19 protein-coding genes are annotated in these 22,071 nt (G+C 59.9%); 8 read left to right on the top strand and 11 right to left on the bottom strand.

The window, feature by feature from the left end:
- Window positions 1-244: 244 nt before the first annotated feature.
- Window positions 245-1,105, top strand: coding sequence for a MurR/RpiR family transcriptional regulator (locus GIW04_RS13670; protein WP_169856377.1), 861 nt, complete (start codon window positions 245-247; stop codon window positions 1,103-1,105).
- 253 nt (window positions 1,106-1,358) lie between these two features.
- On the opposite strand, the gene GIW04_RS13675 is transcribed toward GIW04_RS13670, so the two are convergent.
- From GIW04_RS13675 to GIW04_RS13720, 10 genes are all read right to left on the bottom strand, one after another.
- Window positions 1,359-2,204 (bottom strand): D-hexose-6-phosphate mutarotase, encoded by an 846-nt coding sequence (locus tag GIW04_RS13675; RefSeq protein WP_003193759.1) that lies wholly within the window; start codon window positions 2,202-2,204, stop codon window positions 1,359-1,361.
- Window positions 2,205-2,302: 98 nt separating this feature from the next.
- Complete coding sequence (locus GIW04_RS13680) at window positions 2,303-3,658, bottom strand: carbohydrate porin (RefSeq protein ID WP_120248621.1); 1,356 nt, start codon at window positions 3,656-3,658, stop codon at window positions 2,303-2,305.
- Window positions 3,659-3,862: 204 nt separating this feature from the next.
- Window positions 3,863-5,023, bottom strand: a complete 1,161-nt coding sequence (locus GIW04_RS13685; protein WP_120248620.1) for an ABC transporter ATP-binding protein — start codon at window positions 5,021-5,023, stop codon at window positions 3,863-3,865.
- 2 nt (window positions 5,024-5,025) lie between these two features.
- Window positions 5,026-5,871, bottom strand: coding sequence for a carbohydrate ABC transporter permease (locus tag GIW04_RS13690; protein WP_003193763.1), 846 nt, complete (start codon window positions 5,869-5,871; stop codon window positions 5,026-5,028).
- A complete protein-coding gene (locus GIW04_RS13695; protein WP_003193765.1) occupies window positions 5,864-6,772 on the bottom strand; it encodes a carbohydrate ABC transporter permease in 909 nt (302 codons plus the stop codon). Before GIW04_RS13695 ends, GIW04_RS13690 begins: the two co-directional genes overlap by 8 nt.
- Window positions 6,773-6,928: 156 nt before the next feature.
- The gene (locus GIW04_RS13700; protein WP_003193767.1) at window positions 6,929-8,215 is read right to left on the bottom strand and encodes an ABC transporter substrate-binding protein; all 1,287 of its coding nucleotides are present in this window, start codon (window positions 8,213-8,215) and stop codon (window positions 6,929-6,931) included.
- A gap of 104 nt (window positions 8,216-8,319) precedes the next feature.
- Window positions 8,320-9,579: a D-mannose isomerase gene (locus tag GIW04_RS13705; protein ID WP_120248618.1), complete on the bottom strand. Its 1,260-nt coding sequence runs from the start codon at window positions 9,577-9,579 to the stop codon at window positions 8,320-8,322.
- Window positions 9,580-9,812: 233 nt separating this feature from the next.
- On the bottom strand, window positions 9,813-10,637 hold the full coding sequence (locus GIW04_RS13710) for an ATPase (RefSeq protein WP_034134356.1): 825 nt from the start codon (window positions 10,635-10,637) through the stop codon (window positions 9,813-9,815).
- Window positions 10,638-10,764: 127 nt separating this feature from the next.
- Window positions 10,765-11,763 carry an NAD-dependent epimerase/dehydratase family protein gene (locus GIW04_RS13715; RefSeq protein WP_003193771.1) on the bottom strand — a complete coding sequence of 333 codons (999 nt, stop codon included), beginning with the start codon at window positions 11,761-11,763 and terminating at the stop codon, window positions 10,765-10,767.
- Between the two features lie 52 nt (window positions 11,764-11,815).
- Window positions 11,816-12,709, bottom strand: a complete 894-nt coding sequence (locus GIW04_RS13720; protein ID WP_003193773.1) for a LysR family transcriptional regulator ArgP — start codon at window positions 12,707-12,709, stop codon at window positions 11,816-11,818.
- A gap of 100 nt (window positions 12,710-12,809) precedes the next feature.
- On the opposite strand from GIW04_RS13720, the gene GIW04_RS13725 reads away from it, so the two are divergent.
- The 6 genes from GIW04_RS13725 to GIW04_RS13750 all read left to right on the top strand — a co-directional run bounded on the left by GIW04_RS13725 (window position 12,810) and on the right by GIW04_RS13750 (window position 20,057).
- Entirely contained in the window at window positions 12,810-13,409 is a 600-nt protein-coding gene (locus GIW04_RS13725; protein WP_032895568.1) for a LysE/ArgO family amino acid transporter, read from the top strand.
- Between the two features lie 178 nt (window positions 13,410-13,587).
- Window positions 13,588-14,184, top strand: coding sequence for a superoxide dismutase (locus tag GIW04_RS13730; protein ID WP_003175739.1), 597 nt, complete (start codon window positions 13,588-13,590; stop codon window positions 14,182-14,184).
- A gap of 150 nt (window positions 14,185-14,334) precedes the next feature.
- On the top strand, window positions 14,335-14,523 hold the full coding sequence (locus GIW04_RS13735) for a hypothetical protein (protein ID WP_144401845.1): 189 nt from the start codon (window positions 14,335-14,337) through the stop codon (window positions 14,521-14,523).
- Between the two features lie 213 nt (window positions 14,524-14,736).
- Complete coding sequence (locus GIW04_RS13740; protein WP_373874290.1) at window positions 14,737-16,797, top strand: putative bifunctional diguanylate cyclase/phosphodiesterase; 2,061 nt, start codon at window positions 14,737-14,739, stop codon at window positions 16,795-16,797.
- A 126-nt stretch (window positions 16,798-16,923) separates the two neighbouring features.
- Window positions 16,924-18,261 (top strand): imelysin family protein, encoded by a 1,338-nt coding sequence (locus GIW04_RS13745; RefSeq protein WP_120248617.1) that lies wholly within the window; start codon window positions 16,924-16,926, stop codon window positions 18,259-18,261.
- A 341-nt stretch (window positions 18,262-18,602) separates the two neighbouring features.
- The gene (locus tag GIW04_RS13750) at window positions 18,603-20,057 is read left to right on the top strand and encodes a TrkH family potassium uptake protein (RefSeq protein ID WP_003193780.1); all 1,455 of its coding nucleotides are present in this window, start codon (window positions 18,603-18,605) and stop codon (window positions 20,055-20,057) included.
- Here GIW04_RS13750 and GIW04_RS13755 read toward each other — a convergent pair.
- Complete coding sequence (locus GIW04_RS13755) at window positions 20,014-21,072, bottom strand: AraC family transcriptional regulator (RefSeq protein WP_003193782.1); 1,059 nt, start codon at window positions 21,070-21,072, stop codon at window positions 20,014-20,016. The two genes, GIW04_RS13750 and GIW04_RS13755, sit on opposite strands and share 44 nt — an antisense overlap.
- Before the next feature lie 160 nt (window positions 21,073-21,232).
- Between GIW04_RS13755 and GIW04_RS13760 the strand changes: the two genes are divergently transcribed.
- The gene (locus GIW04_RS13760) at window positions 21,233-21,544 is read left to right on the top strand and encodes a DUF962 domain-containing protein (RefSeq protein WP_003193783.1); all 312 of its coding nucleotides are present in this window, start codon (window positions 21,233-21,235) and stop codon (window positions 21,542-21,544) included.
- Window positions 21,545-22,071: the final 527 nt, after the last annotated feature.

Consider the following 22,071-nt stretch of genomic DNA (forward strand, 5'->3'; position numbering starts at 1 on the left):
GGGTTCCACGGTTATCGAAGGCATGATGTTTGTTCTTTTATCAAGTTAAGCTACAAATACCTTTTTTCAAGGCATCACTCAAGGAAAAATGTAGTAATAACCACAACATTTTCCGGAAATACGCATTGCGAGTGGTGGTGTTCAGCTACCCTCAGTAGGATAGGCCACCGCGAAAAGCCACTCATCGATTGGTTACCGCCTTTTTATTTGCATCGTCGCCCGAAGGAAAGACTGAATGGACCGCGTGCGAAATCTTCTGGAACAGATCCGGAACCGCCTCGAAGAATTGAACAAGGCCGAGCGCAAAGTCGCTGAAGTGATCCTGCTCAACCCGCAGCAGGCCACACGCTTCTCGATCGCCGCCCTCGCCCAGGCCGCCTCGGTCAGTGAACCGACGGTCAACCGTTTCTGCCGCTCGTTCGGTGTCAGCGGTTACCCTGAACTTAAATTGCAATTGGCGCAAAGCCTGGCCAGTGGCGCCGCGTATGTCAGCCGCGCCGTGGAGGCCGATGATAACCCCGAGGCCTACACCCAGAAGATCTTTGGCAGCGCCATTGCCTCTCTGGACAGCGCGTGCCAGGCCCTGGACCCGGCGCTGATCAGCAAGGCCGTGGACTTGTTGATCCAGGCACGGCAGATCCACTTCTTTGGCCTCGGCGCTTCGGCTCCCGTGGCCATGGATGCGCTGCACAAGTTCTTCCGCTTCAACCTGGCAGTGACCGCCCACGCCGACGTGCTGATGCAACGCATGATCGCATCGGTGGCGCACACCGGAGAGTTGTTCGTGATCATCTCCTACACCGGCCGTACCCGCGAGCTGGTGGAAGTGGCGCGTATCGCTCGGGAAAACGGTGCGTCAGTGCTGGGCGTGACCGCCGAGAACTCGCCGCTGGCCAAAGCCAGTACGGTGAGCCTGAACATCCCGTTGCCGGAAGACACGGATATCTACATGCCGATGACTTCTCGGATTATCCAGTTGACGGTGCTGGATGTGTTGGCGACCGGCATGACGTTGCGCCGTGGCGTAGATTTTCAGCCGCATTTGCGGAAAATCAAAGAGAGCTTGAATGACAGCCGATATCCGGTGGGGGATGAATTCAACTAAATCCGTGTCAACTGATCGTTCCCACGCTCCGCGTGGGAATGCCTCACTGGACGCTCTGCGTCTGCCTTTAGCGTCGTGACGCGGAGCGTCATAGCCTGCATTCCCACGCTCCGCGTGGGAACGATCATGAATTCAACTAGCAGGCAGCTCTTCCAGCAGTACCGGCGCTATCGCAGGCAAGCCAGCTCCCACAGGGGAATGCATTCCAAAGGTGGGAGCTGGCTTGCCTGCGATAGCGCCATCAGCCACACCGCTAAACCCCTGCCCTGGCCTGCAAACTCAAGTGGGCCCTCTCCCCCGGCGCCAGGCTCGCCGCCGCCATCGCCGCCTCCACACACACAAACCCCGACGCTTCGTTAAAGCTCACGCCCAACAGCGGCCGGCTCCCCGGGTGCCACACCACCGTGTCGGCAGTGTCGCCCGTGTCGATGCACAGTTCACGCTGCCAGGCGTGGTCCTTGAGCTGCAGTTCACCCTCATGCTGGAACACCCGCTGGCATCCACCATCGACCCGCAATTCGCCTTCCTGCTGACAAACCTGGCGATTGAGCTGGTCATAACCTTGCGCTCCTTCGAGCCCAGACAGCGCTACCTCATCAACGTGACCAATACGCCAGTAAGCGTGCAATGCATGGCTCAACTGGCACGGCAGCTCGTCGTGGTGCTCGGTACTCAGGCGCAGTTCCAGGGTGTCGCCCAGGTGCGCGTGCAAGTCCACCTGCCAGTCGCACAGTTGCAATTGCCAGTGCAGGCGCACGCCGTCGTCATCGGTGCTGCTGTCGAGCAGTTTCCAGTCGATCAAGCGGGCCCAACCGTGGGAAGGCCAGGCATTTTCGCTGGGGTGGCGGCCATACCAAGGCCAGCACACCGGCACGCCGCCACGAATGGCGCCGACCTGTGGCCACTTGGCCGCGCACCACAGCCAAGGCTTCTGGCCGGTGGGCTGAAAGTGCAATAGTTGCGCGCCCTGGCGACTGAACACCGCCTGGCACAGCGGATGGTCGATCACCAACACATCGCGCATCTGAAAGCGCTCCCAGGCGAACACCGGACGCTCGCGCAGGGATTTGAAAAAGCGTTGCAGCGGTTGCTCGTGCATGTGCCCAGGTCCCGAATATCACAGTGCCACGCAAAAAAAAGCGGATAGCCATGGCTACCCGCAAATGCGCACAGAGAGAGGAGCTTATCGCAACAGCGTTAGAACGTAGACTGAATTTTCAGGCCCGCGACCAAGGCGTTGTCGATCTCGTCATTGCCACCTGGGTGGGTAACGTATTGCAGGTTGGGGCGCACGGTCAGCCAGTTGGTCACATGGAAGCCGTAATTGATTTCGTAGTTGTATTCTGTGCTACGCACCGGTGTGAAACCGGCTTGGTCGTAGTCGGTGAAGCCACCACCCGCGTTCAGCAACTCAGCGTTTTTCTTCACATCATCGTTAACGTGGATACGGGCGAAACCGATCCCGACGTCATCTTTTGGACGAGCATCGAAGGGGCCTTTGTACACAAGCATCAGCGACTGATAGTTGTCGATGAAGTTAGTGTCTTTATCGTGGAAAGTTGCGTTGGCCGCAATATTCAGACCACGAGAGGCGTCGCCATTATGTGTAGTGAGTTGCTGTTGAAGGACACCCCAGTAGCCGTGTTTGCTGCTGTGAACGCGATAACCGTCACCGCTGATCGCAGCGTCATTGCCATTGGCATCTTCACGCACGTCACTGGCGTCAGCCGTGCTCTTGTAGTAACCCACACGATATTCGCCCGGTAGGCCATTGATCTTGGGCGACCAAACCAGTTCTACCGGCAATACAGTGCCCTTGGTGCCACTACCGCTGAGCTTGAAGCCGTTGCCGTGTTCAAGCTGCGACGGGTTCTGGTTGTACGCGCCAATTTGCGCATACAGCTCAGGGGTGATGTGGTATTTCACGCGCAAAGCGGCTTGGCTGACTGGCCAGTTGTACCAGATGTTGGTGGCCCAGTTACCCACTTGGGAACCACAGAACGCCAGGTTCTGGAATTCGCACGGGAAGGTGTTGAAGTCTTCGCCTTCACCGAAGTAACCGGCTTTGACGTCCAGCTTGCCGTCGAGGAACTGATGCTGGATCCACAACTGGGTCAGTCGCACCATGTGGCCGCGACCGTAGACTTCTTGAGAGGAACTCAAAGTCGCCGGACCTCTGCTGGAATCACCAATGCGGTCATTGGAGATGTTCTGGCCATTCCGGTTGGTCAACTGGATCTTGGCCTGAGTGTTATCCCAGCCCCACAGTTTTTGCAGGTCCAGCGCCACGCCCAGACCGAACTGGTCGGAGTAACGACCGGTCTTGTCGTCGTTGTAGCCACCGTGAGCGTTGTAGCCCATCTCCCCAACGTAGTCGGCCTTGATGTCGATACCTTGCTCGATCAGCTTGGTACGCTCGCCGCCCCAATCGCCGGTCATCCACTTGGAATCGGCGCTGAATGCATCGGCCGCCATCGCATTGGCGGACAATACAAGGGCTGCTGCCGCTGACAGTTGGCAGATCAGCCGGGTGTTGTTGTGTTGCTTTTTCATCCCTACATCCTCGTCTTTATTGTTATTAAACTGTTTTTATCTAACGCGGGTTACATTTTTTTAGCTAAAACAACGAGTTAACCATTAACCACATTACCGTAGGAGCGAGCTTGCTCGCGAAAAACTCAAGGTCACTGCGCTCATCCAGGATGCCCGCGTTATCGTTAACGACCTTCGCGAGCAAGCTCGCTCCTACACGATGCTTTAGCGACCCTTGAACTGGGTCACATTGTCGGCATGCCCCTGTGCCGGCAATGAAGCAGCCGTGCCCAACCGCTCGCCGGTCTTGGCGTCAAACAGCAATACCTTGGCCGGGTCGAACTGCAAGGTCAGGGTCTCGCCCACTTGCGGTGCCACGTCAGGCGCCAAACGGCAGCACACCTTGGTGTCGTTGAGCTGCACAAACACCAGGGTGTCCGGGCCGGTAGGCTCGGTCACCTGCACTTCGGCGCGAATGCTCGACGAGCCGTTGCCCTCGCCCGCTGTCAGCACGATCTGCTCCGGGCGCAGGCCCAGAATCACATCGCGGTCTTCCAACCCGGCGTCACTCATGCCCAACGGCAACTCGCAACGGGCCTGGCCGCTGTCGAGCACCGCCACCAGATCACCGTTCTGGCGTTTTAGGCGCATGGGAACGAAGTTCATCGGTGGTGAACCGATAAAGCTTGCCACAAACAGGTTGGCAGGGTCGTTGTAAATTTCCTTCGGCGTGCCGAATTGTTGGATGATGCCGTCCTTCATCACCGCCACTTTATCGCCCAGGGTCATCGCTTCGATCTGGTCGTGGGTCACGTAGACGGTGGTGGTTTTCAGACGCTGGTGCATCAGCTTCATTTCGGTACGCATCTCGACGCGCAGCTTGGCGTCAAGGTTAGACAGCGGTTCGTCGAACAGGTAAATCTTCGGCCGTCGCGCCAGGGCACGGCCCATGGCCACGCGCTGTTGCTGACCCCCGGACAACTGGCCCGGCTTGCGGTTGAGCAAGTGCTCGATTTGCAGCAACTTGGCCACGCGCGCCACTTCGGCGTCGATGTCGGCTTGCGGCATCTTGCGGATCTTGAGGCCGAACTCGATGTTCTCGCGCACGCTCATGGTTGGGTACAAAGCGTAGGACTGGAACACCATGGCGATGTCGCGGTCCTTAGGGCTCATGCCGCTCACGTCTTGATCACCGATCATGATTGCGCCGCCGGTGATGGTCTCAAGGCCGGCGATGCAGTTCATCAGCGTGGACTTACCACAGCCCGACGGGCCGACCAGGATGAGGAACTCGCCTTCTTTGATCGACAGTTCGATGTTCTTCAAGGTGTCGGGCAGGCCGGCGCCATAGGTCTTGTTTACATTGCGAAGTTCAAGCGTAGCCATGATTACCCCTTGACCGCGCCGGCCGTGAGGCCGCGCACGAAATACTTGCCTGCGATCACATAGACCAGCAGGGTCGGCAGCCCGGCGATCATCGCCGCCGCCATATCCACGTTATATTCCTTGGCCCCGGTGCTGGTGTTGACCAGGTTGTTCAGCGCCACCGTGATGGGCTGGGAGTCGCCGCTGGAGAACACCACGCCGAACAGGAAGTCGTTCCAGATCTGGGTGAACTGCCAGATCAGGCAGACCATGATGATCGGCGTCGACATCGGCAGGATGATCCGGCGGAAGATGGTGAAGAACCCCGCTCCGTCCAGGCGTGCGGCCTTGATCAGCGCATCCGGGATGCTCACGTAGTAGTTACGGAAGAACAGCGTGGTGAACGCCAGGCCGTAGACAACGTGGATAAACACCAGGCCGGTGGTAGTGCTGGCCAGGCCCATCTTGCCGAGGGTGAACGACGCGGGCAGCAGCACGGTCTGGAACGGCAGGAAGCAGCCGAACAGCAGCAGGCCAAAGAACAGCTGCGAACCGCGGAAACGCCAGAACGACAACACGTAGCCGTTCAAGGCGCCGATGGCGGTAGAGATGAGCACAGCAGGAACGGTGATCTTGATCGAGTTCCAGAAGTAGCCATCCACAGTGGCCCAGGCCTTGACCCAGCCGATGCCGCTGACCACTGTGGGCCAACTCAGCAGGTTACCGGTGCTGATGTCTTCCGGGGTCTTGAAGCTGGTGAGCAACATCACCACCAGCGGCACCAGGTACAGCAGCACCGCCAGGATCAGCACCGCGTAGATCGCGATGCGGCTCAGGCTGATGGCAGGTTTGGCGGCGAGACTAGTCATTGCGCTTGGTCCTCAGCTCGGAATACAGGTACGGCACGATGATCGCGAGGATCGCACCGAGCATCAGGATTGCACTGGCCGAGCCCATGCCCATCTGGCCGCGACTGAAGGTGAACGAATACATGAACATCGCCGGCAGGTCGGACGAGTAGCCCGGGCCGCCTGCGGTCATTGCCGCCACCAGGTCGAAGCTCTTGATCGCAATGTGCGCCAGGATCATCACCGCACTGAAGAACACCGGACGCAGGCTGGGCAGCACCACGCTCCAGTAGATGCGCGGCAAGCTCGCGCCATCGATCTGCGCAGCACGAATGATCGACTGATCAACGCCGCGCAGGCCGGCGAGGAACATCGCCATGATAAAGCCCGAGGCTTGCCACACAGCAGCGATCACCAGGCAGTAGACCACGCGGTCCGGGTCGATCAGCCAGTCGAGACGGAAGCCTTCCCAGCCCCAGTCCCGCAAGAGTTTGTCCAGGCCCATGCCCGGGTTGAGCAGCCATTTCCAGGCGGTACCGGTGACGATCATGGAGAGCGCCATCGGGTACAGGTAAATGGTGCGGATAAAGCCTTCGCGGCGGATTTTCTGGTCGAGGAAAATCGCCAGCAGCACACCGATCACCAGGGTGATGCCGATGAACATGCCGCCGAACACGGCCAGGTTCTTGCTCGCCACCCACCAGCGGTCGTTATCGAACAGCCGCTGATACTGCGCCAGGCCCGCCCATTTGTAGCTGGGCAGGAAGGTCGAGGTGGTGAACGACAGCACGAACGTCCACAGGATGTAGCCATAAAAGCCCACCAGCACGATGAACATGCTCGGCGCCAGCACCAGTTTAGGGAGCCAGCGCTGCAACACATCGAATGGCGAGGCCTTGCTGAACACAGCAACAGAACTCATGGGAAAATCCAGTACAGGGAAAAAGGACTAGCAGCTGAACCGAACTCTGTAGGAGCGAGCTTGCTCGCGAAGGACTTCAACGATAACGCGTGCATACAGGATGAACGCGGTGACCTTGAGTTTTTCGCGAGCAAGCTCGCTCCTACAGTGGCAGTGTTACTTGGCCGACTTGATCGCCGCGCCAAGCTTCTTGGCCGTGTCGGCCGGGTCGGCTTTCGGGTCGTTGATGAAGTTGGTCACGACATCAAAGAACGCACCCTGTACCGCCAGGGTCGTGGCCATGTTGTGGGCCATGCTTGGCTGCAGACCGCCAGTCTTGGCGTCGGCCAAAAAGTCCTTGGCGGCGGTCTGGGCGCAAGAATCAAAGCCGTAGGATTCCATCTTGGTCAGCATGTCGTTACGCACAGGGATCGAGCCCTTGTTGATGCTGAACACCTTCTGGAAGTTTTCACCCAGCACGACTTTGGCGATGTCCTGCTGACCCGCGGCAGTGCCTTTGTCTTTCTGCTTGAACACCGCCAGGGAGTCGATGTTGTAGGTGAAGGCTTTGTCGGTGCCCGGGAACGCTACGCACTCATAATCCTTGCCGGCGACTTTCTTGGCGGCGGTCCATTCGGACTTGGCCCAGTCACCCATGATCTGCATGCCGGCCTTGCCATTGATGACCTTGCCCGCTTCCAGGTTCCAGTCCTGGCCCTTGCCGTCGACGTCCATATAAGTCGCGACTTTCTTCAGCTCGGTGAGGGCCTTGACCATTTCCGGGCCGGTCAATGCGCCGTTATCCAGGTCGACCAGGGCTTTCTTGTAGCCATCAGCGCCCATTACCGAAAGCACAACCGCTTCGAACACGGTGCTGTCCTGCCAAGGCTGACCGCCGTGGGCGAGCGCAATGAAGCCTGCAGCCTTGAGCTTGTCGCCCGCTGCGTAGAATTCTTCGAGGGTGGTTGGGTTCTTGGTGATGCCGGCTTTCTTGAAGACTTCCGGGTTGATCCACAGCCAGTTCACGCGGTGGATGTTCACCGGCACGGCGACGTAGTCACCGTCGTATTTCACGGTGTCGGAGACTTTCTTGTCGAGCAGCGAATCCCACTTTTCTTCTTTGGCGACGTCTTTGAGCACGTCGGTGTCGAGCAGGCCAGTCGACGCCCACTCCTGGATGTCAGGGCCTTTGATCTGGGCAACGCCTGGCGGGTTGCCGGCGACCGCGCGGCTTTTGAGCACGGTCATGGCAGTGGCGCCACCGCCGCCTGCTACAGCACCGTCTTTCCAGGTGAAGCCGTCTTTCTCAACTTGGGCCTTCAGGACATCCACAGCCGCTTTTTCACCGCCGGAGGTCCACCAATGCACCACTTCCACCGTACCTTTGGAGTCGGCGGCAAATGCACTGAGGGGGAACAACGAGGCAATGGAAATAGCGACGGCGAGGCGATTAATCGCGTTCATCTGAGTACCTTTTCTTGTTGTTATGCATGCAAGTCTAGAGCTTGCGCTGCACGGAGTTTAAACATGGATTTTCGGGGCACAGGTAACAAAGGGACGCGCAAATGTCACCACTTGGTGACATAGCATCCACTGCCCAATGCACTGGCCAAGCTGGGTGCCAAGGGCAGTGCAGGCAGCACAACCGCTTGCCAGGCATGGTACAGGTCAGGTTTGCCGCCCCAGATTTTGCTGCTGGGTTGGTTGTGCGGGCTGAGTTCGTGATGCCAACTGCCCTGGAGCCGGTCGATGAAGTGGGTTCCGCAAAATTCCCAGAAGCGCCGGTACCAGGTTTCGTAATGCAGTTCGCCGCTACGTTTGAGCAGCGCTTGAGCGGCGGCGCTGGCTTCAGCATGGGTCCAGTGCAGGCGCTCGCGTACCACCGGGCGCTGGTTCCAATCCAAAGTGTAGACAAGGCCCGGCGCACCATCCACCGCCCAGGCGTACTCGCAGGCACTGGCGAACAGGCCTTTGGCGTCGCTCACCAGCCAGTCCGGCGTGGCCAGCTTGGCCTTGAGGCGTGCAGCTTCCAGGTGCAGCAGCAACCGCGCCCATTCAAAACCATGGCCGGGTGTGATGCCGTAAGGGCGAAAGCCATCGGCGGGGTTGTCTTGGTTGTAACCGAGCAAGGGCTTCCACTGCGCGTCGAAATGCTCGATCACCATGAACTGGTTGCCGGCGGCGTGGGTGTGGATCACTCGCTCGACAATGCGCAGCGCGCGGTCCAGCCAGCGTGTATCACCGCTGACATCGGCCAACGCCAGGAAGGCTTCAGTGGCGTGCATGTTGCTGTTGGCACCACGATAGGCTTCGACGCCGCTCCAGTCCCCAGCGAAGGATTCGAGCATGACGCCCTCCTCTTCGCTCCAGAAGAACTGGTCGATGATATGGATAGCGTCGTTCATTAATGTGCGCGCACCCGGCGCGCCGGCCACCACGGCAGAGCTGGCAGCGAGGGCCACGAAGGCGTGCAGGTAGGCCGCCTTACCGGTATTGCCATCAACCGCATGGGGCGCGGCGAACCAGCCACCGTGCTCGCTGTCGCGCAGCGGGCCGCTGAGCGCCGCCACACCGTGCGCCACCAACTCGGCATAACCCGGCAACCCCATGGCATGGGCCATGGCAAAGCTGTGGGTCATGCGCGCGGTGTTCATGGTTTCGGCGCGGGCATTGGCCGGCAACTGGCCTTTATCGTCAAGGTTGCCGAAACCGTCCGGCAGGCGCGATGCCTTGGCGAACGCCAGCAGCCGCTGGCCTTCGGCGGCGAGCCAGGCGTGATGGGCAGGTGCATTCAGCCAACTGCTGGCAGGCAGTGGATGGGTGGTCATGGGTGGCCCTTATTGTTTTTTTGGGATGACCGGAGTCTAAACAAGGGCGTGGGATGGGCAAGTAACGAAAGGGATGGTAAATGTCACAAAATGGTGACAATCAATAGCCTAATCCTAATGTAGGAGCGAGCTTGCTCGCGAAAAGCCAACAAGCGCCGCGCTTATCCAGGATACCCGCGTGATCGTTAACGTTTTTCGCGAGCAAGCTCGCTCCTACAGAGGACGATTTGCGTTCATTGGCCCAGTGGTGTGGCCGCAGCCGGCGCATTAAGGCGCTGATTCAAGTTCTGCACCTGGCTTTGCAAGGTGGTGATATTGCGCGTGGTCTGGATACGGAACACGTCGAATTCCTTGTTGGTCGGCGCGTCGACGTTGACCGGCTGGTTTTCCTGGGCGCTCTTGAGTACCAGCAGGTCTTGCTCGAGACGGGCGATGGCCGCACTCGGGTTGCCTTGTTTCTTCAAGGCGGCCACATCGGTGGCCAGGCCCTTGACCTCGGCCTGTGCTGCCGTGAGGCTGGCGACCGCGTCAGTGAGGGCCTGCACCTGGCCTTGCAGCTTGGTATTGGCCGCTGTCAGTTCGGTGGTGCTGGCACTCATCTGGGCCAGGCGGGTGTCCAGTTCGGAGGCCTGCCCCGCGACGCCCAACTGTTGCTTGCCCTGCTCCTGCAACTGGGCTTCCAGCTGCTTGATCTGCAGTTTCAAGGCTTCGCTGCCGTTGTTCACATTGGCTTCGCTGGCCACGACCTTGCCGGAGATCGCCTGCAGGCGCCCCGCCGCTTCTTCGCTGATACGGGCAAAACTCTCCTGGGTGGCGACCAACTGCTGGCCCATCAGGGAGATCTGCTGAAAGCTCCACCAGGCCAGGCCCGCGAAGGCGATCAACAGCGCGCCAACCAATGCCCACAACGGCCCGGTGCTGGCGCTCTTGACCTTGACCACGGGCGTCGTTCGCGAACGCACCGACGTCGCGGCGGTCGGCACGAAATCATCGTCATCCCCAGTATCGGCCCGCAGGCTGGGAACGTTGTCGAAGTCGTCTTTAGCATCGTTACGCATGAATCTACCCTGAATCAATGAGATGGCTGGCTGCAAGGCCGAGCGGCAGGAGTATAAACCGCACTCCCGGCGCATGGATCGACTCGGAACCTGCAATTGGGTTCCCGAAGTGTTGCTGCTTATGAGCTTATTGGCGGCCCGGGTCCTGGGCTTTCCACCAGCTGCAGAACTCGTCGAGCGCGGCCCACAGGCTGACCTTGGGCTCGTAGTCGAGATAATGCCTGGCGCGGCTGATGTCGAGGGTGAAATCTTTGTTCATCACCTGCATGCCCAGGCGCGACAACGCCGGTTCCGGCCGCCCCGGCCATATCGCGCAGAAGGCTTCATTCAAGGCTGCCACGCTGTAAGACACACCGTAGGAGCGGTAACGGGTCACCTGAGGCAGCTCCATTTGCCGCATCACGTAGTTCACCACATCCCAGATCGGCACCGGTGCGCCGTTGCTGATGTTGTAGGCTTTGCCCAGCGCAGAGCCGGTGGCGAGCAAACTGCTGAGCAGCGCCTCGTTAAGGTTATGCACGCTGGTGAAGTCGACTTTGTTCAAGCCGTCGCCGACGATCGCCAGGCGGTTCTTGCGCTGCATTTTCAGCAGGCGCGGGAAGATGCTCATATCGCCGGCCCCGGTGACAAAGCGCGGGCGCAGGGCGATCACTTGCAGGCCGAACTCCTGAGCGCCAAAGACCTTCTGCTCAGCCAGGTACTTGGTAGCGGCATAGGGATGCTTGAAACGCTTGGGCACTTGTTCTTCGGTGAGCCCCAGATGGTCGCGACCGTCAAAGTAGATCGACGGCGACGACAGGTGCACCAGGCGCCCGACGCGCTGTTTCAGGCAGGCCTCGACGACGTTTTCGGTGACCAGCACATTATTCTGGTGGAAGTCCTGGTACTTGCCCCACAGCCCGACGGCGCCGGCGCAATGCACCACGGCTTCGACATCGCGGCACAGGTCGCGCACCAGGTCGGCGTCATTCAAGTCACCCTGGATAAACTCGGCACCACGCCGTACCAGGTGCTCCACACCCTCGGCGCGCCGCCCGTTGACCCGCACGTCCAGGCCCTGTTCAAGGGCGAAGCGCGCAAAGCGCCCGCCGATGAAGCCGCTTGCGCCGGTGACCAGAATTTTCATGTAGTACTCCGTGTTCTTTCGTTTTTCATCGCTGTTGCCTTGACGCGCGCTATCACTCCAACGGCACCAACCAATGGCCACACACATCGGCCAGATGGTCGGTCAACAAGCCCAACAGTTGCCCGCCACTGCGCCAATGATGCCAGTACAGCGGCACATCGATGGGCTTATCTGGCAATAACTCGACCAATACGCCGGTTTCCAACTGGTCACGCACCTGTAATTCAGGCACCAGCCCCCAACCCAAGCCGGCTTCCGTCAGGCGGATAAATCCTTCGGATGACGGGCATAGATGGTGTTCGAAACCACCGTCCACGCCTAGGGACGCCAGGTAGCGGTGCTGCAGAAAATCATCCGGGCCGAACACCAGCGCAGGCGTGCGCGCCAATTGGTCGGCCCGCACACCTCCAGGAAAATGCCGCGCCAGAAAGGCCGGGCTGGCCAGCGCCCGATAACGCATGGCGCCCAGCAACAGGCTGCGAGCCCCGGCCACGGGACGTTCGCTGGCACAAATGCAGGCCGCCACTTCACCGGCGCGCATGCGTTTGAGGCCCACGGTCTGGTCTTCGACCACCAGGTCCAGCAGCAAATGCTGTTCGGCGCAGAAGTCGCTGACCGCCTCGGCCCACCAGGTGGCGAGGCTGTCGGCATTCAGGGCAATGCGCAGACGCTCGGGCATACCCTCCTCGTCCAGGGCCGGTACCTGGCTTTGCAGGTCACGCTCCAGCAAACGCACCTGCTGCACATGGTTGAGCAGGCGCCGGCCGATATCGGTGGGCGTTGGCGGCGAGGCCCGTATCAACACCGGCTGGCCGATGCGCGCCTCCAATAGCTTGATGCGTTGGGAGATGGCTGACTGCGACAGCCCCAACACCTGGGCACCGCGCTCAAAGCCGGCTTGTTCCACCACCGCCGCCAGGGCAGAAAGCAATTTATAGTCGAACATCAGTTTCTCTAATGAGCGATCAGCAATATTGGTTTTTCTTATACAACCTTGAGCGGCACCATAGCCAGCATCGTTTGAGCATCAACAAGGATCTCCTTCTATGTGGCAAAGCTATATGAACGGTTTGCTGGTGGCCCTCGGGTTGATCATGGCAATCGGCAGCCAAAATGCATTCGTACTCGCCCAAAGTCTGCGCCGCGAACATCACTTACCCGTGGCGGCGTTGTGTGTGATCTGCGACGCACTGTTAGTGGCCGCCGGGGTATTTGGGCTGGCCACCGTGCTGGCGCAGAGCCCGATACTGCTGGCGGTGGCACGCTGGGGCGGCGCTGCGTTCTTGCTCTGGTACGGCGCGTGCGCGCTGCGCAGGGCCTGCTCGAAACAGAGCCTGGACCAAAGCGACAGCCTCAAGACGCGCTCATTGCGCGCCGTATTGCTGAGCGCCCTGGCGGTCACCTTGCTCAACCCCCACGTTTACTTGGACACCGTCCTGCTGATCGGCTCCCTGGGCGCGCAACAAACCGAACCGGGTGCCTACGTAGCCGGTGCGGCCAGTGCTTCATTCCTGTGGTTCGCCACCCTGGCGCTGGGTGCGGCATGGCTGGCACCCTGGCTGGCACGCCCGGCCACCTGGCGCCTGCTGGACCTGCTGGTCGCCGCGATGATGTTCTCTGTGGCCTATCAACTGATCAGCGCCTGACGAATATTCCAAAACGCGCTGGAACCTCTATCCCACACAGTTGTTGCGTGGTTATGCCGCACCCCCGGTGCTATGATCGGCCCCCTGCGCCGCAAAGAGTACAAACTCCCCGGCGCATGTTTGGCCGCCCGTGATCGGCCTTGCGCTCACCGCAACTGACCTGATTAGGAGAATCATCATGGCTTTCGAATTGCCGCCGCTGCCCTACGCACACGATGCCCTGCAGCCGCACATCTCCAAGGAAACCTTGGAATACCACCACGACAAGCACCACAACACCTATGTCGTGAACCTGAACAACCTGGTGCCTGGCACCGAGTTCGAAGGCAAGACCCTGGAAGAGATCGTCAAGTCTTCCTCGGGCGGCATCTTCAACAACGCCGCTCAGGTCTGGAACCACACCTTCTACTGGAACTGCCTGGCGCCAAACGCCGGCGGCCAACCAACCGGCGCGCTGGCTGAAGCCATCAACGCTGCGTTCGGTTCGTTCGACAAGTTCAAGGAAGAGTTCACCAAGACTTCGGTCGGCACCTTCGGTTCCGGTTGGGGCTGGCTGGTGAAAAAGGCTGACGGTTCCCTGGCCCTGGCCAGCACCATCGGCGCCGGCAACCCGCTGACCAACGGCGACACCCCGCTGCTGACCTGCGACGTCTGGGAACACGCCTACTACATCGACTACCGCAACGTGCGTCCAAAGTATGTGGAAGCGTTCTGGAACCTGGTCAACTGGAAGTTCGTGGCTGAGCAGTTCGAAGGCAAGACCTTCACTGCCTAAGTAACGCTTGCAGTAGAAAGAGCCCGGCGATTGCCGGGCTTTTTTATGCGCGCCAGGCTGACAGCGCAGAGATACCGGAACTCAACCGTAACAATTGACCACACAAACGTCAGGAGGAATAACCCTCCTGAATCAATGTGGAGCATGACGATGGATCCTATTTCGATGGCAGCAGGGGTTGCAGGTGCGGTCCCAGTGGTAGCGGGTATTGCTGATAAAGGGCTGGACCTGGCAAAAGGCGCAATGGACTTGGCAAACAAAGCCCTGGACATGGTCAGTGAAGGCTCGAAAATCGGTGGGGAACAGCAACAGCCTCAGGGCCAGATCGATTTTTCTTAAATCGTCGCCAACTCGAAGGCGGATAGCCTCCGCCTTCTCCGCTGCTGCACTCTACCCTTTCCTGTTTATGACAAGCCCGAACATCAGCGGGCGCCTACCTGCGTTTATCCAGCCCAAACCTCAATTAAGCCAAGGCCCCAATGTCCCTTTGACTGCCATCACCAGATTGCCAATACTCATGGCATATTGACGGCCACCCGCATGAGACAAGGAATGCCCCCTTTGAAGCTGGAACTCAAGAACAGCTTGTCGGTGAAGTTGCTACGGGTTGTGCTGCTGTCGGCCTTGATCGTGGGTGTGGCACTGAGCGCGGCGCAGATCGTTTTTGATGCCTACAAAACGCGCCAGGCCGTGGCAGGCGATGCCCAGCGCATTCTCGACATGTTTCGCGACCCCTCGACCCAGGCCGTGTACAGCCTGGATCGCGAGATGGGCATGCAGGTGATCGAAGGTCTGTTCCAGGACGACGCTGTGCGCATGGCTTCTATCGGCCACCCCAACGAGACCATGCTGGCGGAAAAAAACCGCCCTTTACAGCAGTCCCCCAGCCGCTGGTTGACCGATCTGATTCTTGGCCAGGAACGCTCCTTTACCACTTCGTTGGTGGGCAAGGGCCCCTATAGCGAATACTACGGCGACCTCAGCATCACCCTCGACACCGCCACCTACGGCCGAAGTTTCCTGGTCAGCTCGGTCATCATCTTTATCTCGGGCGTATTGCGCGCCCTGGTCATGGGGCTGGTGTTGTACCTGGTGTATCACTGGATGCTGACCAAACCGCTGTCGCGGATGATCGGGCACCTGACCTCGATCAACCCGGACCGTCCCAGCGAGCACAAGATCCCTCAGCTCAAGGGCCACGAACGCAACGAACTGGGGCAGTGGATAAACACCGCCAACCAATTGCTCGAATCCATCGAGCGCAATACCCACTTGCGCCACGAGGCCGAGTCGAGCCTGTTGCGCATGGCCCAATACGACTTCCTGACCGGCCTGCCGAACCGCCAGAAGTTGCAGGCGCAACTGGACAAGATCCTCACGGACGCCGGACGCCGGCAACGCCGTGTCGCGGTGTTGTGCGTGGGGCTGGATGACTTCAAGAGCGTCAACGAGCAGTTCACCTACCAGGCCGGCGACAAACTGCTGCTGGCCCTGGCCGACCGTCTGCGCGCCCACAGCGGCCGCCTGGGTACGCTCGCCCGTCTGGGCGGTGACCAGTTCGCCCTGGTGCAAGCCGATATCGACCAGCCCTACGAAGCCGCCGAACTGGCGCAAAGTATTCTCGATGACCTGGAGGCTGAATTCGCCCTCGACCACGACCTGATCCGCCTACGCGCCACCATTGGCATTACGCTGTTCCCGGAGGATGGCGACAGCACCGAGAAGTTGCTGCAAAAAGCCGAGCAAACCATGACCCTGGCCAAGAGCCGCTCGCGCAACCGTTATCAGTTTTATATCGCCAGCGTCGACAGCGAAATGCGCCGGCGCCGTGAATTGGAGAAAGACCTGCGCGATGCGCTGAGCCGCGAGCAGTTGCACCTGGTGTACCAACCGCAAATCAGTTACCGCGACCATCAGGTGGTGGGCGTGGAAGCCCTGCTACGCTGGCAACACCCTGAGCACGGGCTGGTACCGCCGGATTTGTTTATCCCGCTGGCGGAACAGAACGGCACCATTATTCCCATTGGCGAATGGGTGCTGGACCAGGCGTGCCGGCAACTGCGCGAATGGCATGACCAGGGCTTCACGGCGCTACGCATGGCCGTCAACCTGTCCACCGTTCAACTGCACCACACCGAGTTGCCGCGGGTGGTCAACAACCTGATGCAGATCTATCGCCTGCCGCCGCGCAGCCTGGAGCTGGAAGTGACCGAGACCGGCCTGATGGAAGACATCAGCACCGCCGCCCAGCACCTGTTGAGCCTGCGCCGCTCCGGGGCGCTGATCGCCATTGATGACTTCGGCACTGGCTACTCATCCCTGAGTTACCTCAAAAGCCTGCCCCTGGACAAGATCAAGATCGACAAGAGCTTCGTCCAGGACCTGCAGGACGACGACGATGACGCAACCATCGTGCGTGCCATTATCCAACTGGGCAAAAGCCTGGGCATGCAGGTGATTGCCGAAGGAGTGGAGACTGCCGAACAGGAGGCCTATGTCATCTCCGAGGGGTGCCATGAGGGGCAGGGTTATCACTACAGCAAACCGCTGCAGGCCCGGGAGTTGACGGCTTATTTGAAGCAGGCCGAGCGCAATAACGCCGTGAGTCTTTGAATTTACACTTCGATACTCAATATTTCCCGCGTATAAGCCTTTACACAAAATGCAAATCTTTCGCATTATGTCGCAGCGTTTGCGCTCCCCGCGCGCCCTTTCAACAACCGAAGCAGGATGTTCGCCATGATTCGTATGCCCCTGGCCACCGCCAGTCTGCTGGCCATTGCCATTTCTCTCGCCGGTTGCGGCGAAGGTAAAGACAAGGCCGCCGCGCCCCAGGCACCCGCTGCCGCCAGCACTACCGCACCGGCGGCTGCCCCGGCAGGCCAGGTCGACGAAGCGGCCGCCAAGGCCGTGGTCGCGCACTACGCAGACATGGTGTTTGCGGTGTACAGCGATGCCGAATCCACCGCAAAAACCCTGCAGACCGCAATCGACACCTTCCTCGCCAACCCGAACGACGAAACCCTGAAAGCGGCCCGTACCGCCTGGATCGCCGCGCGCGTACCCTACCTGCAGAGCGAAGTGTTCCGCTTCGGCAACACCATCATCGATGACTGGGAAGGCCAGGTTAACGCCTGGCCCCTGGACGAAGGTCTGATCGACTACGTCGACAAGTCCTACGAACACGCACTGGGTAACCCAGGTGCCAACGCCAACATCATCGCCAATAACGAGATCCAGGTGGGCGAAGACAAGGTCGACGTCAAGGACATCACCCCGGAAAAACTCGCCAGCCTCAATGAACTGGGCGGTTCCGAAGCGAACGTCGCCACCGGCTACCACGCCATCGAATTCCTGCTGTGGGGCCAGGACCTCAACGGCACCGGCCCAGGCGCGGGCAACCGCCCGGCGTCGGACTACATGACCGGAGACGGTGCAACCGGCGGCCACAACGAGCGTCGCCGCACTTACCTGCGTGCGGTCACCCAACTGCTGGTCAGCGACCTGCAGGAAATGGTCGACAACTGGAAGCCCAACGTCGAAGACAACTACCGCGCCACCCTGGAGTCGGAACCGGGCACCGACGGCCTGCGTAAAATGCTGTTCGGCATGGGCAGCCTGTCCCTGGGCGAGCTCGCCGGGGAGCGCATGAAAGTGTCCCTGGAAGCCAACTCGCCGGAAGACGAGCAGGACTGCTTCAGCGACAACACCCATTACTCGCATTTCTACGACGCCAAGGGCATCCGTAACGTCTACCTGGGCGAATACACCCGTGTTGACGGCACCAAGCTGACCGGCGCCAGCCTGTCGTCTCTGGTGGCCAAGCTCGACCCGGCAGCCGACGCAGCCCTCAAGGCTGACCTGGCAGCCACCGAAGCGAAGATCCAGGTGATGGTTGACCACGCCAACAACGGCGAGCACTACGACCAGTTGATCGCCGCTGACAATGAAAAGGGCAACCAGATCGTGCGTGACTCGATTGCCGCCCTGGTCAAGCAGACCGGTTCGATCGAAGCCGCTGCTGGCAAGCTGGGTATCAGTGACCTGAACCCGGACAGCGCTGATCACGAGTTCTGATCAAGCGCAATTGAAGAGGCGACCTGCGGGTCGCCTTTTTCATGCGCGCAATAACTGCTGCACCTATCTCTGTGGGAGCTGGCTTGCCTGCGATCCAGACAACTCGGTGATTCGGGCACACCGAGTCGATACCTTCGCAGGCAAGCCAGCTCCCACATTTGGATCGTGATGTGTCAGGTAGATAGGCGCCAGTGGGTAGGTCGTCACGGGAGCAAGCTCCCTCGCCACAGCTTCAGCGTCGCTGCGAAGTTGTGTAGACCCCAAGCCACCGCAGCCCTTGGTTTACAAGACCTGCACCACAGGTAGAATGGCGCCTCTGCCCAATCACCCGAGCGAACTTCATGGCGTTGCCGACCCTGCGTATCATCGGTTTCATCATCGGCATCTTCCTGATCACCCTTGCGGTCGCCATGGTGATCCCGATGGCGACCCTGGTGATCTTCGAACGCACCAGCGACCTCCCCTCGTTCCTGTGGGCCAGCCTGATCACCTTTATCGCCGGGTTGGCGCTGGTCATCCCTGGCCGCCCCGAGCACGTGCACCTGCGCCCCAGGGACATGTACCTGCTCACGGTCAGCAGCTGGGTAGTGGTGTGCATCTTCGCCGCCCTGCCCTTTTTGCTGACCCAGCACATCAGCTACACCGACTCGTTCTTCGAAAGCATGTCCGGCATCACCGCCACAGGCTCCACCGTGTTGAGCGGGCTGGACAGCATGTCGCCAGGCATTTTGATGTGGCGTTCGCTTTTGCACTGGCTCGGCGGTATCGGCTTTATCGGCATGGCGGTGGCGATCCTGCCGCTGCTGCGCATTGGTGGCATGCGCCTGTTCCAGACCGAATCTTCGGACCGCTCGGAAAAAGTCATGCCTCGCTCGCATATGGTGGCGCGCCTGATCGTGGCGGCGTATGTGGGCATCACCATCTTCGGCAGCCTGGCCTTCTGGTGGGCCGGAATGGGCGTGTTCGATGCGATCAACCATGCCATGTCGGCGATCTCCACCGGTGGGTTTTCCACCTCGGACGAGTCCCTGGCCCATTGGAAACAACCGGCGGTGCACTGGGTCGCGGTGGTGGTGATGATCCTTGGCAGCTTGCCGTTCGCCTTGTATGTGGCCACGTTGCGCGGCAACCGTCGGGCGCTGATCAAGGACCAGCAAGTGCAAGGCTTGCTCGGCCTGTTGCTGGTGACCTGGCTGGTACTCGGCACCTGGTACTGGTGGACCACCAACCTGCATTGGCTCGATGCCTTGCGTCATGTGGCGCTGAACGTGACATCGGTGGTGACCACCACCGGCTTTGCACTGGGGGACTACAGCCTGTGGGGCAACTTCTCACTGATGCTGTTTTTCTACCTGGGCTTTATTGGCGGCTGCTCGGGCTCCACCGCCGGCGGCATCAAGATCTTCCGTTTCCAGGTGGCCTACATCCTGCTCAAGGCCAACTTGAATCAGTTGATCCATCCCCGCGCGGTGATCAAGCAGAAGTACAACGGCCATCGCCTCGATGAGGAGATCGTGCGCTCGATCCTGACTTTTTCGTTTTTCTTCGCCATCACCATCTGCATGATCGCCCTGGCCCTGTCACTGCTGGGCGTTGACTGGATGACCGCGTTGACCGGCGCCGCCAGTACCGTATCCGGCGTGGGCCCCGGCCTGGGCGAAACCATCGGCCCGGCCGGCAATTTCGCCACCCTGCCGGATGCCGCCAAGTGGATCCTGTCCCTGGGCATGTTGCTGGGACGCCTGGAGATCATCACCGTGTTTGTGTTGTGCATTCCGGCGTTCTGGCGTCACTGACGGTCGACATTTGCTGCAACCGCGCCCGGTATTCGCCGGGCGTGGCATCGAACCAGCGGCGAAAGGCGCGGAAAAAGTTACTCGGGTCGGCAAACCCCAGCAGGTAGGCGATTTCCAGCAGGGTCATGTTGGGTTGTGCCAGGTACTGCTCGGCCAGTTCGCGCCGGGTGTCATCGAGCAAGGCCTGGAAGCTGGTGCCCTCCTCCTGTAGCCGCCGCTGCAAGGTGCGCTGGGACAGGTGCAACGTCTGGGCCACCGCTTCGCGCTTGGGTTCGCCCTGGGGCAGCAGGCGGCACAGCACCTGACGCGCCTTGTGGGTCACGCGGCTTTCGGAAAAACGCGCCAGGTATTCTCCGGCAAAGCGATCATGCAACAGCGCCATGGCTTCATTGGCTGTGGGCAGCGGCGCCTCCATGTCGGCCTGCTCGAAAATCAACGCGTCATAGGGTGCATTGAATTGCAAAGGCGCGTGGAAGGCGTGTTGGTAGGGCGCCAAGTCCGCCGGCTGGTCGCCTTGCAGCAGCACTTTGCGCGGTTGCAGGGTGCGCCCGGTAAGCCAGCCGCACAGGGCCAGAGCGCTGGCCAGCGAGGCCTCGGCGCTTTGACGGGTGGGCGGCAGATGATCGCCATGCACCGTCAGAATCAACGCATAGCCTTCGGGTAAAAGTCGGAAACTCAAGTCAGCGCTTTCGGCGATGATGCGCTGGTAGCGCACCAAGCGCATAAAGCCTTCGGCCAGGGTGTTGCTGGACATCAACGCATAACCGGCAACATGAAACGAGGCAGGCCGTACCACCTTGCCCATGTTCAGGCCAATCGCCGGGTTGCCCGACACCTCCACCGCACGCTGCCACAGGCGGGTCATGGCGTCCTGCGGGAAGCGCGCATCGGGGTCAGTGAGGGACGCATAATCCAGGCCCAACTGCTTGAACAAGGCCCTGCAATCCAGGCCATCCATTTCCAGCGCCTTGACGATGCCCATCGCCCAGCTTGCAGAAGTTGTTCGTTCGCTCATGGCGTCTTCTTATTGAAAGCAGGCTCAAACGGCAGCCAGGAAGCCAAGGATACTAAAGTGGCATCTATTGTCACTGGCTGTTAGCACTGTTCACTCTAGACTCAAATAAGCTCCCCGCCGCGCACCCGTTGGCGGCACAACAACCAGAGGGCCGGTCACCGTGGAAAACATCAAGAAATTCAACAGTTTTGCCGAGTTCTACCCGTACTATCTGGCCGAGCATGGCAACAGCACCTGTCGACGCCTGCACTTTATCGGCACCACCCTGGTGATCGGCATTCTCGCGTACGCCATCGGCAGAGGCTCATTGGTCCTGCTGCTGGCCTTGCCGCTCGCGGGCTACAGCTTTGCCTGGATAGGCCACTTCTTCTTCGAAAAGAACCGCCCCGCCACCTTTCAGCACCCGTTTTACAGTTTGCTGGGGGATTTTGTGATGTACCGCGACATGATCCTCGGCAAGGTGCCGTTCTAAGACTTGCCCCTTGTAGGAGCGAGCTCGCTCGCGAAGCACCTACAGACACCGCTGGCTACCTGACGCACCGAGTTATCGTTGACGCTTTTCGCGAGCAAGCTCGCTCCTACAGTCTTTTAGGAGAAAAATGGGCGAGACAGTCGAGATAAAAGTCTTTTTGTCATTTACGGTGCTGTATCCTGCCAAGGCTTTTTGAGAGCGCGGAATCACCTGCGATTGAAAAAACAGACCTTGCGAGGAGCGACCACGATGCACGAGATACCTAATCTCCCCTTCCCAAGCCTGCACCCAACTGAGCAGCCAACACCGCAGCAGGCCAGCGACAAGCAGCCTGAGGCCAAAGAAGCAAAACCAGTCGAGCGCGAAAGCCGGGACTGACGCCGTACCAGACCGTGTGGAAAGCGCGCCTTTGAGCGCTTTCCACACTGCCTGAATCATCCGAGACCTTCACTATGACCACTTCCCCTTCCGACACGCCGGACGCCGCTGTACTCGACGCTGCCTTGCAAATGGTCGAAGTCTGGAAC

Source organism: Pseudomonas sp. PA-4-8C, from assembly GCF_021606625.1.
In the GTDB taxonomy this organism is placed as follows: Bacteria; Pseudomonadota; Gammaproteobacteria; order Pseudomonadales; family Pseudomonadaceae; genus Aquipseudomonas; species Aquipseudomonas lactis.

Coding starts and splice junctions, on each gene's coding strand:
- GIW04_RS13675 (WP_003193759.1), bottom strand. CDS start 2,204: ATGCACGAGCAACCGCTGCAACGCTTTTTCAAATCCCTGCGCGAGCGT.
- GIW04_RS13680 (WP_120248621.1), bottom strand. CDS start 3,658: ATGAAAAAGCAACACAACAACACCCGGCTGATCTGCCAACTGTCAGCG.
- GIW04_RS13685 (WP_120248620.1), bottom strand. CDS start 5,023: ATGGCTACGCTTGAACTTCGCAATGTAAACAAGACCTATGGCGCCGGC.
- GIW04_RS13690 (WP_003193763.1), bottom strand. CDS start 5,871: ATGACTAGTCTCGCCGCCAAACCTGCCATCAGCCTGAGCCGCATCGCG.
- GIW04_RS13695 (WP_003193765.1), bottom strand. CDS start 6,772: ATGAGTTCTGTTGCTGTGTTCAGCAAGGCCTCGCCATTCGATGTGTTG.
- GIW04_RS13700 (WP_003193767.1), bottom strand. CDS start 8,215: ATGAACGCGATTAATCGCCTCGCCGTCGCTATTTCCATTGCCTCGTTG.
- GIW04_RS13705 (WP_120248618.1), bottom strand. CDS start 9,579: ATGACCACCCATCCACTGCCTGCCAGCAGTTGGCTGAATGCACCTGCC.
- GIW04_RS13710 (WP_034134356.1), bottom strand. CDS start 10,637: ATGCGTAACGATGCTAAAGACGACTTCGACAACGTTCCCAGCCTGCGG.
- GIW04_RS13715 (WP_003193771.1), bottom strand. CDS start 11,763: ATGAAAATTCTGGTCACCGGCGCAAGCGGCTTCATCGGCGGGCGCTTT.
- GIW04_RS13720 (WP_003193773.1), bottom strand. CDS start 12,709: ATGTTCGACTATAAATTGCTTTCTGCCCTGGCGGCGGTGGTGGAACAA.
- GIW04_RS13725 (WP_032895568.1), top strand. CDS start 12,810: ATGTGGCAAAGCTATATGAACGGTTTGCTGGTGGCCCTCGGGTTGATC.
- GIW04_RS13730 (WP_003175739.1), top strand. CDS start 13,588: ATGGCTTTCGAATTGCCGCCGCTGCCCTACGCACACGATGCCCTGCAG.
- GIW04_RS13735 (WP_144401845.1), top strand. CDS start 14,335: ATGGATCCTATTTCGATGGCAGCAGGGGTTGCAGGTGCGGTCCCAGTG.
- GIW04_RS13740 (WP_373874290.1), top strand. CDS start 14,737: ATGCCCCCTTTGAAGCTGGAACTCAAGAACAGCTTGTCGGTGAAGTTG.
- GIW04_RS13745 (WP_120248617.1), top strand. CDS start 16,924: ATGATTCGTATGCCCCTGGCCACCGCCAGTCTGCTGGCCATTGCCATT.
- GIW04_RS13750 (WP_003193780.1), top strand. CDS start 18,603: ATGGCGTTGCCGACCCTGCGTATCATCGGTTTCATCATCGGCATCTTC.
- GIW04_RS13755 (WP_003193782.1), bottom strand. CDS start 21,072: ATGAGCGAACGAACAACTTCTGCAAGCTGGGCGATGGGCATCGTCAAG.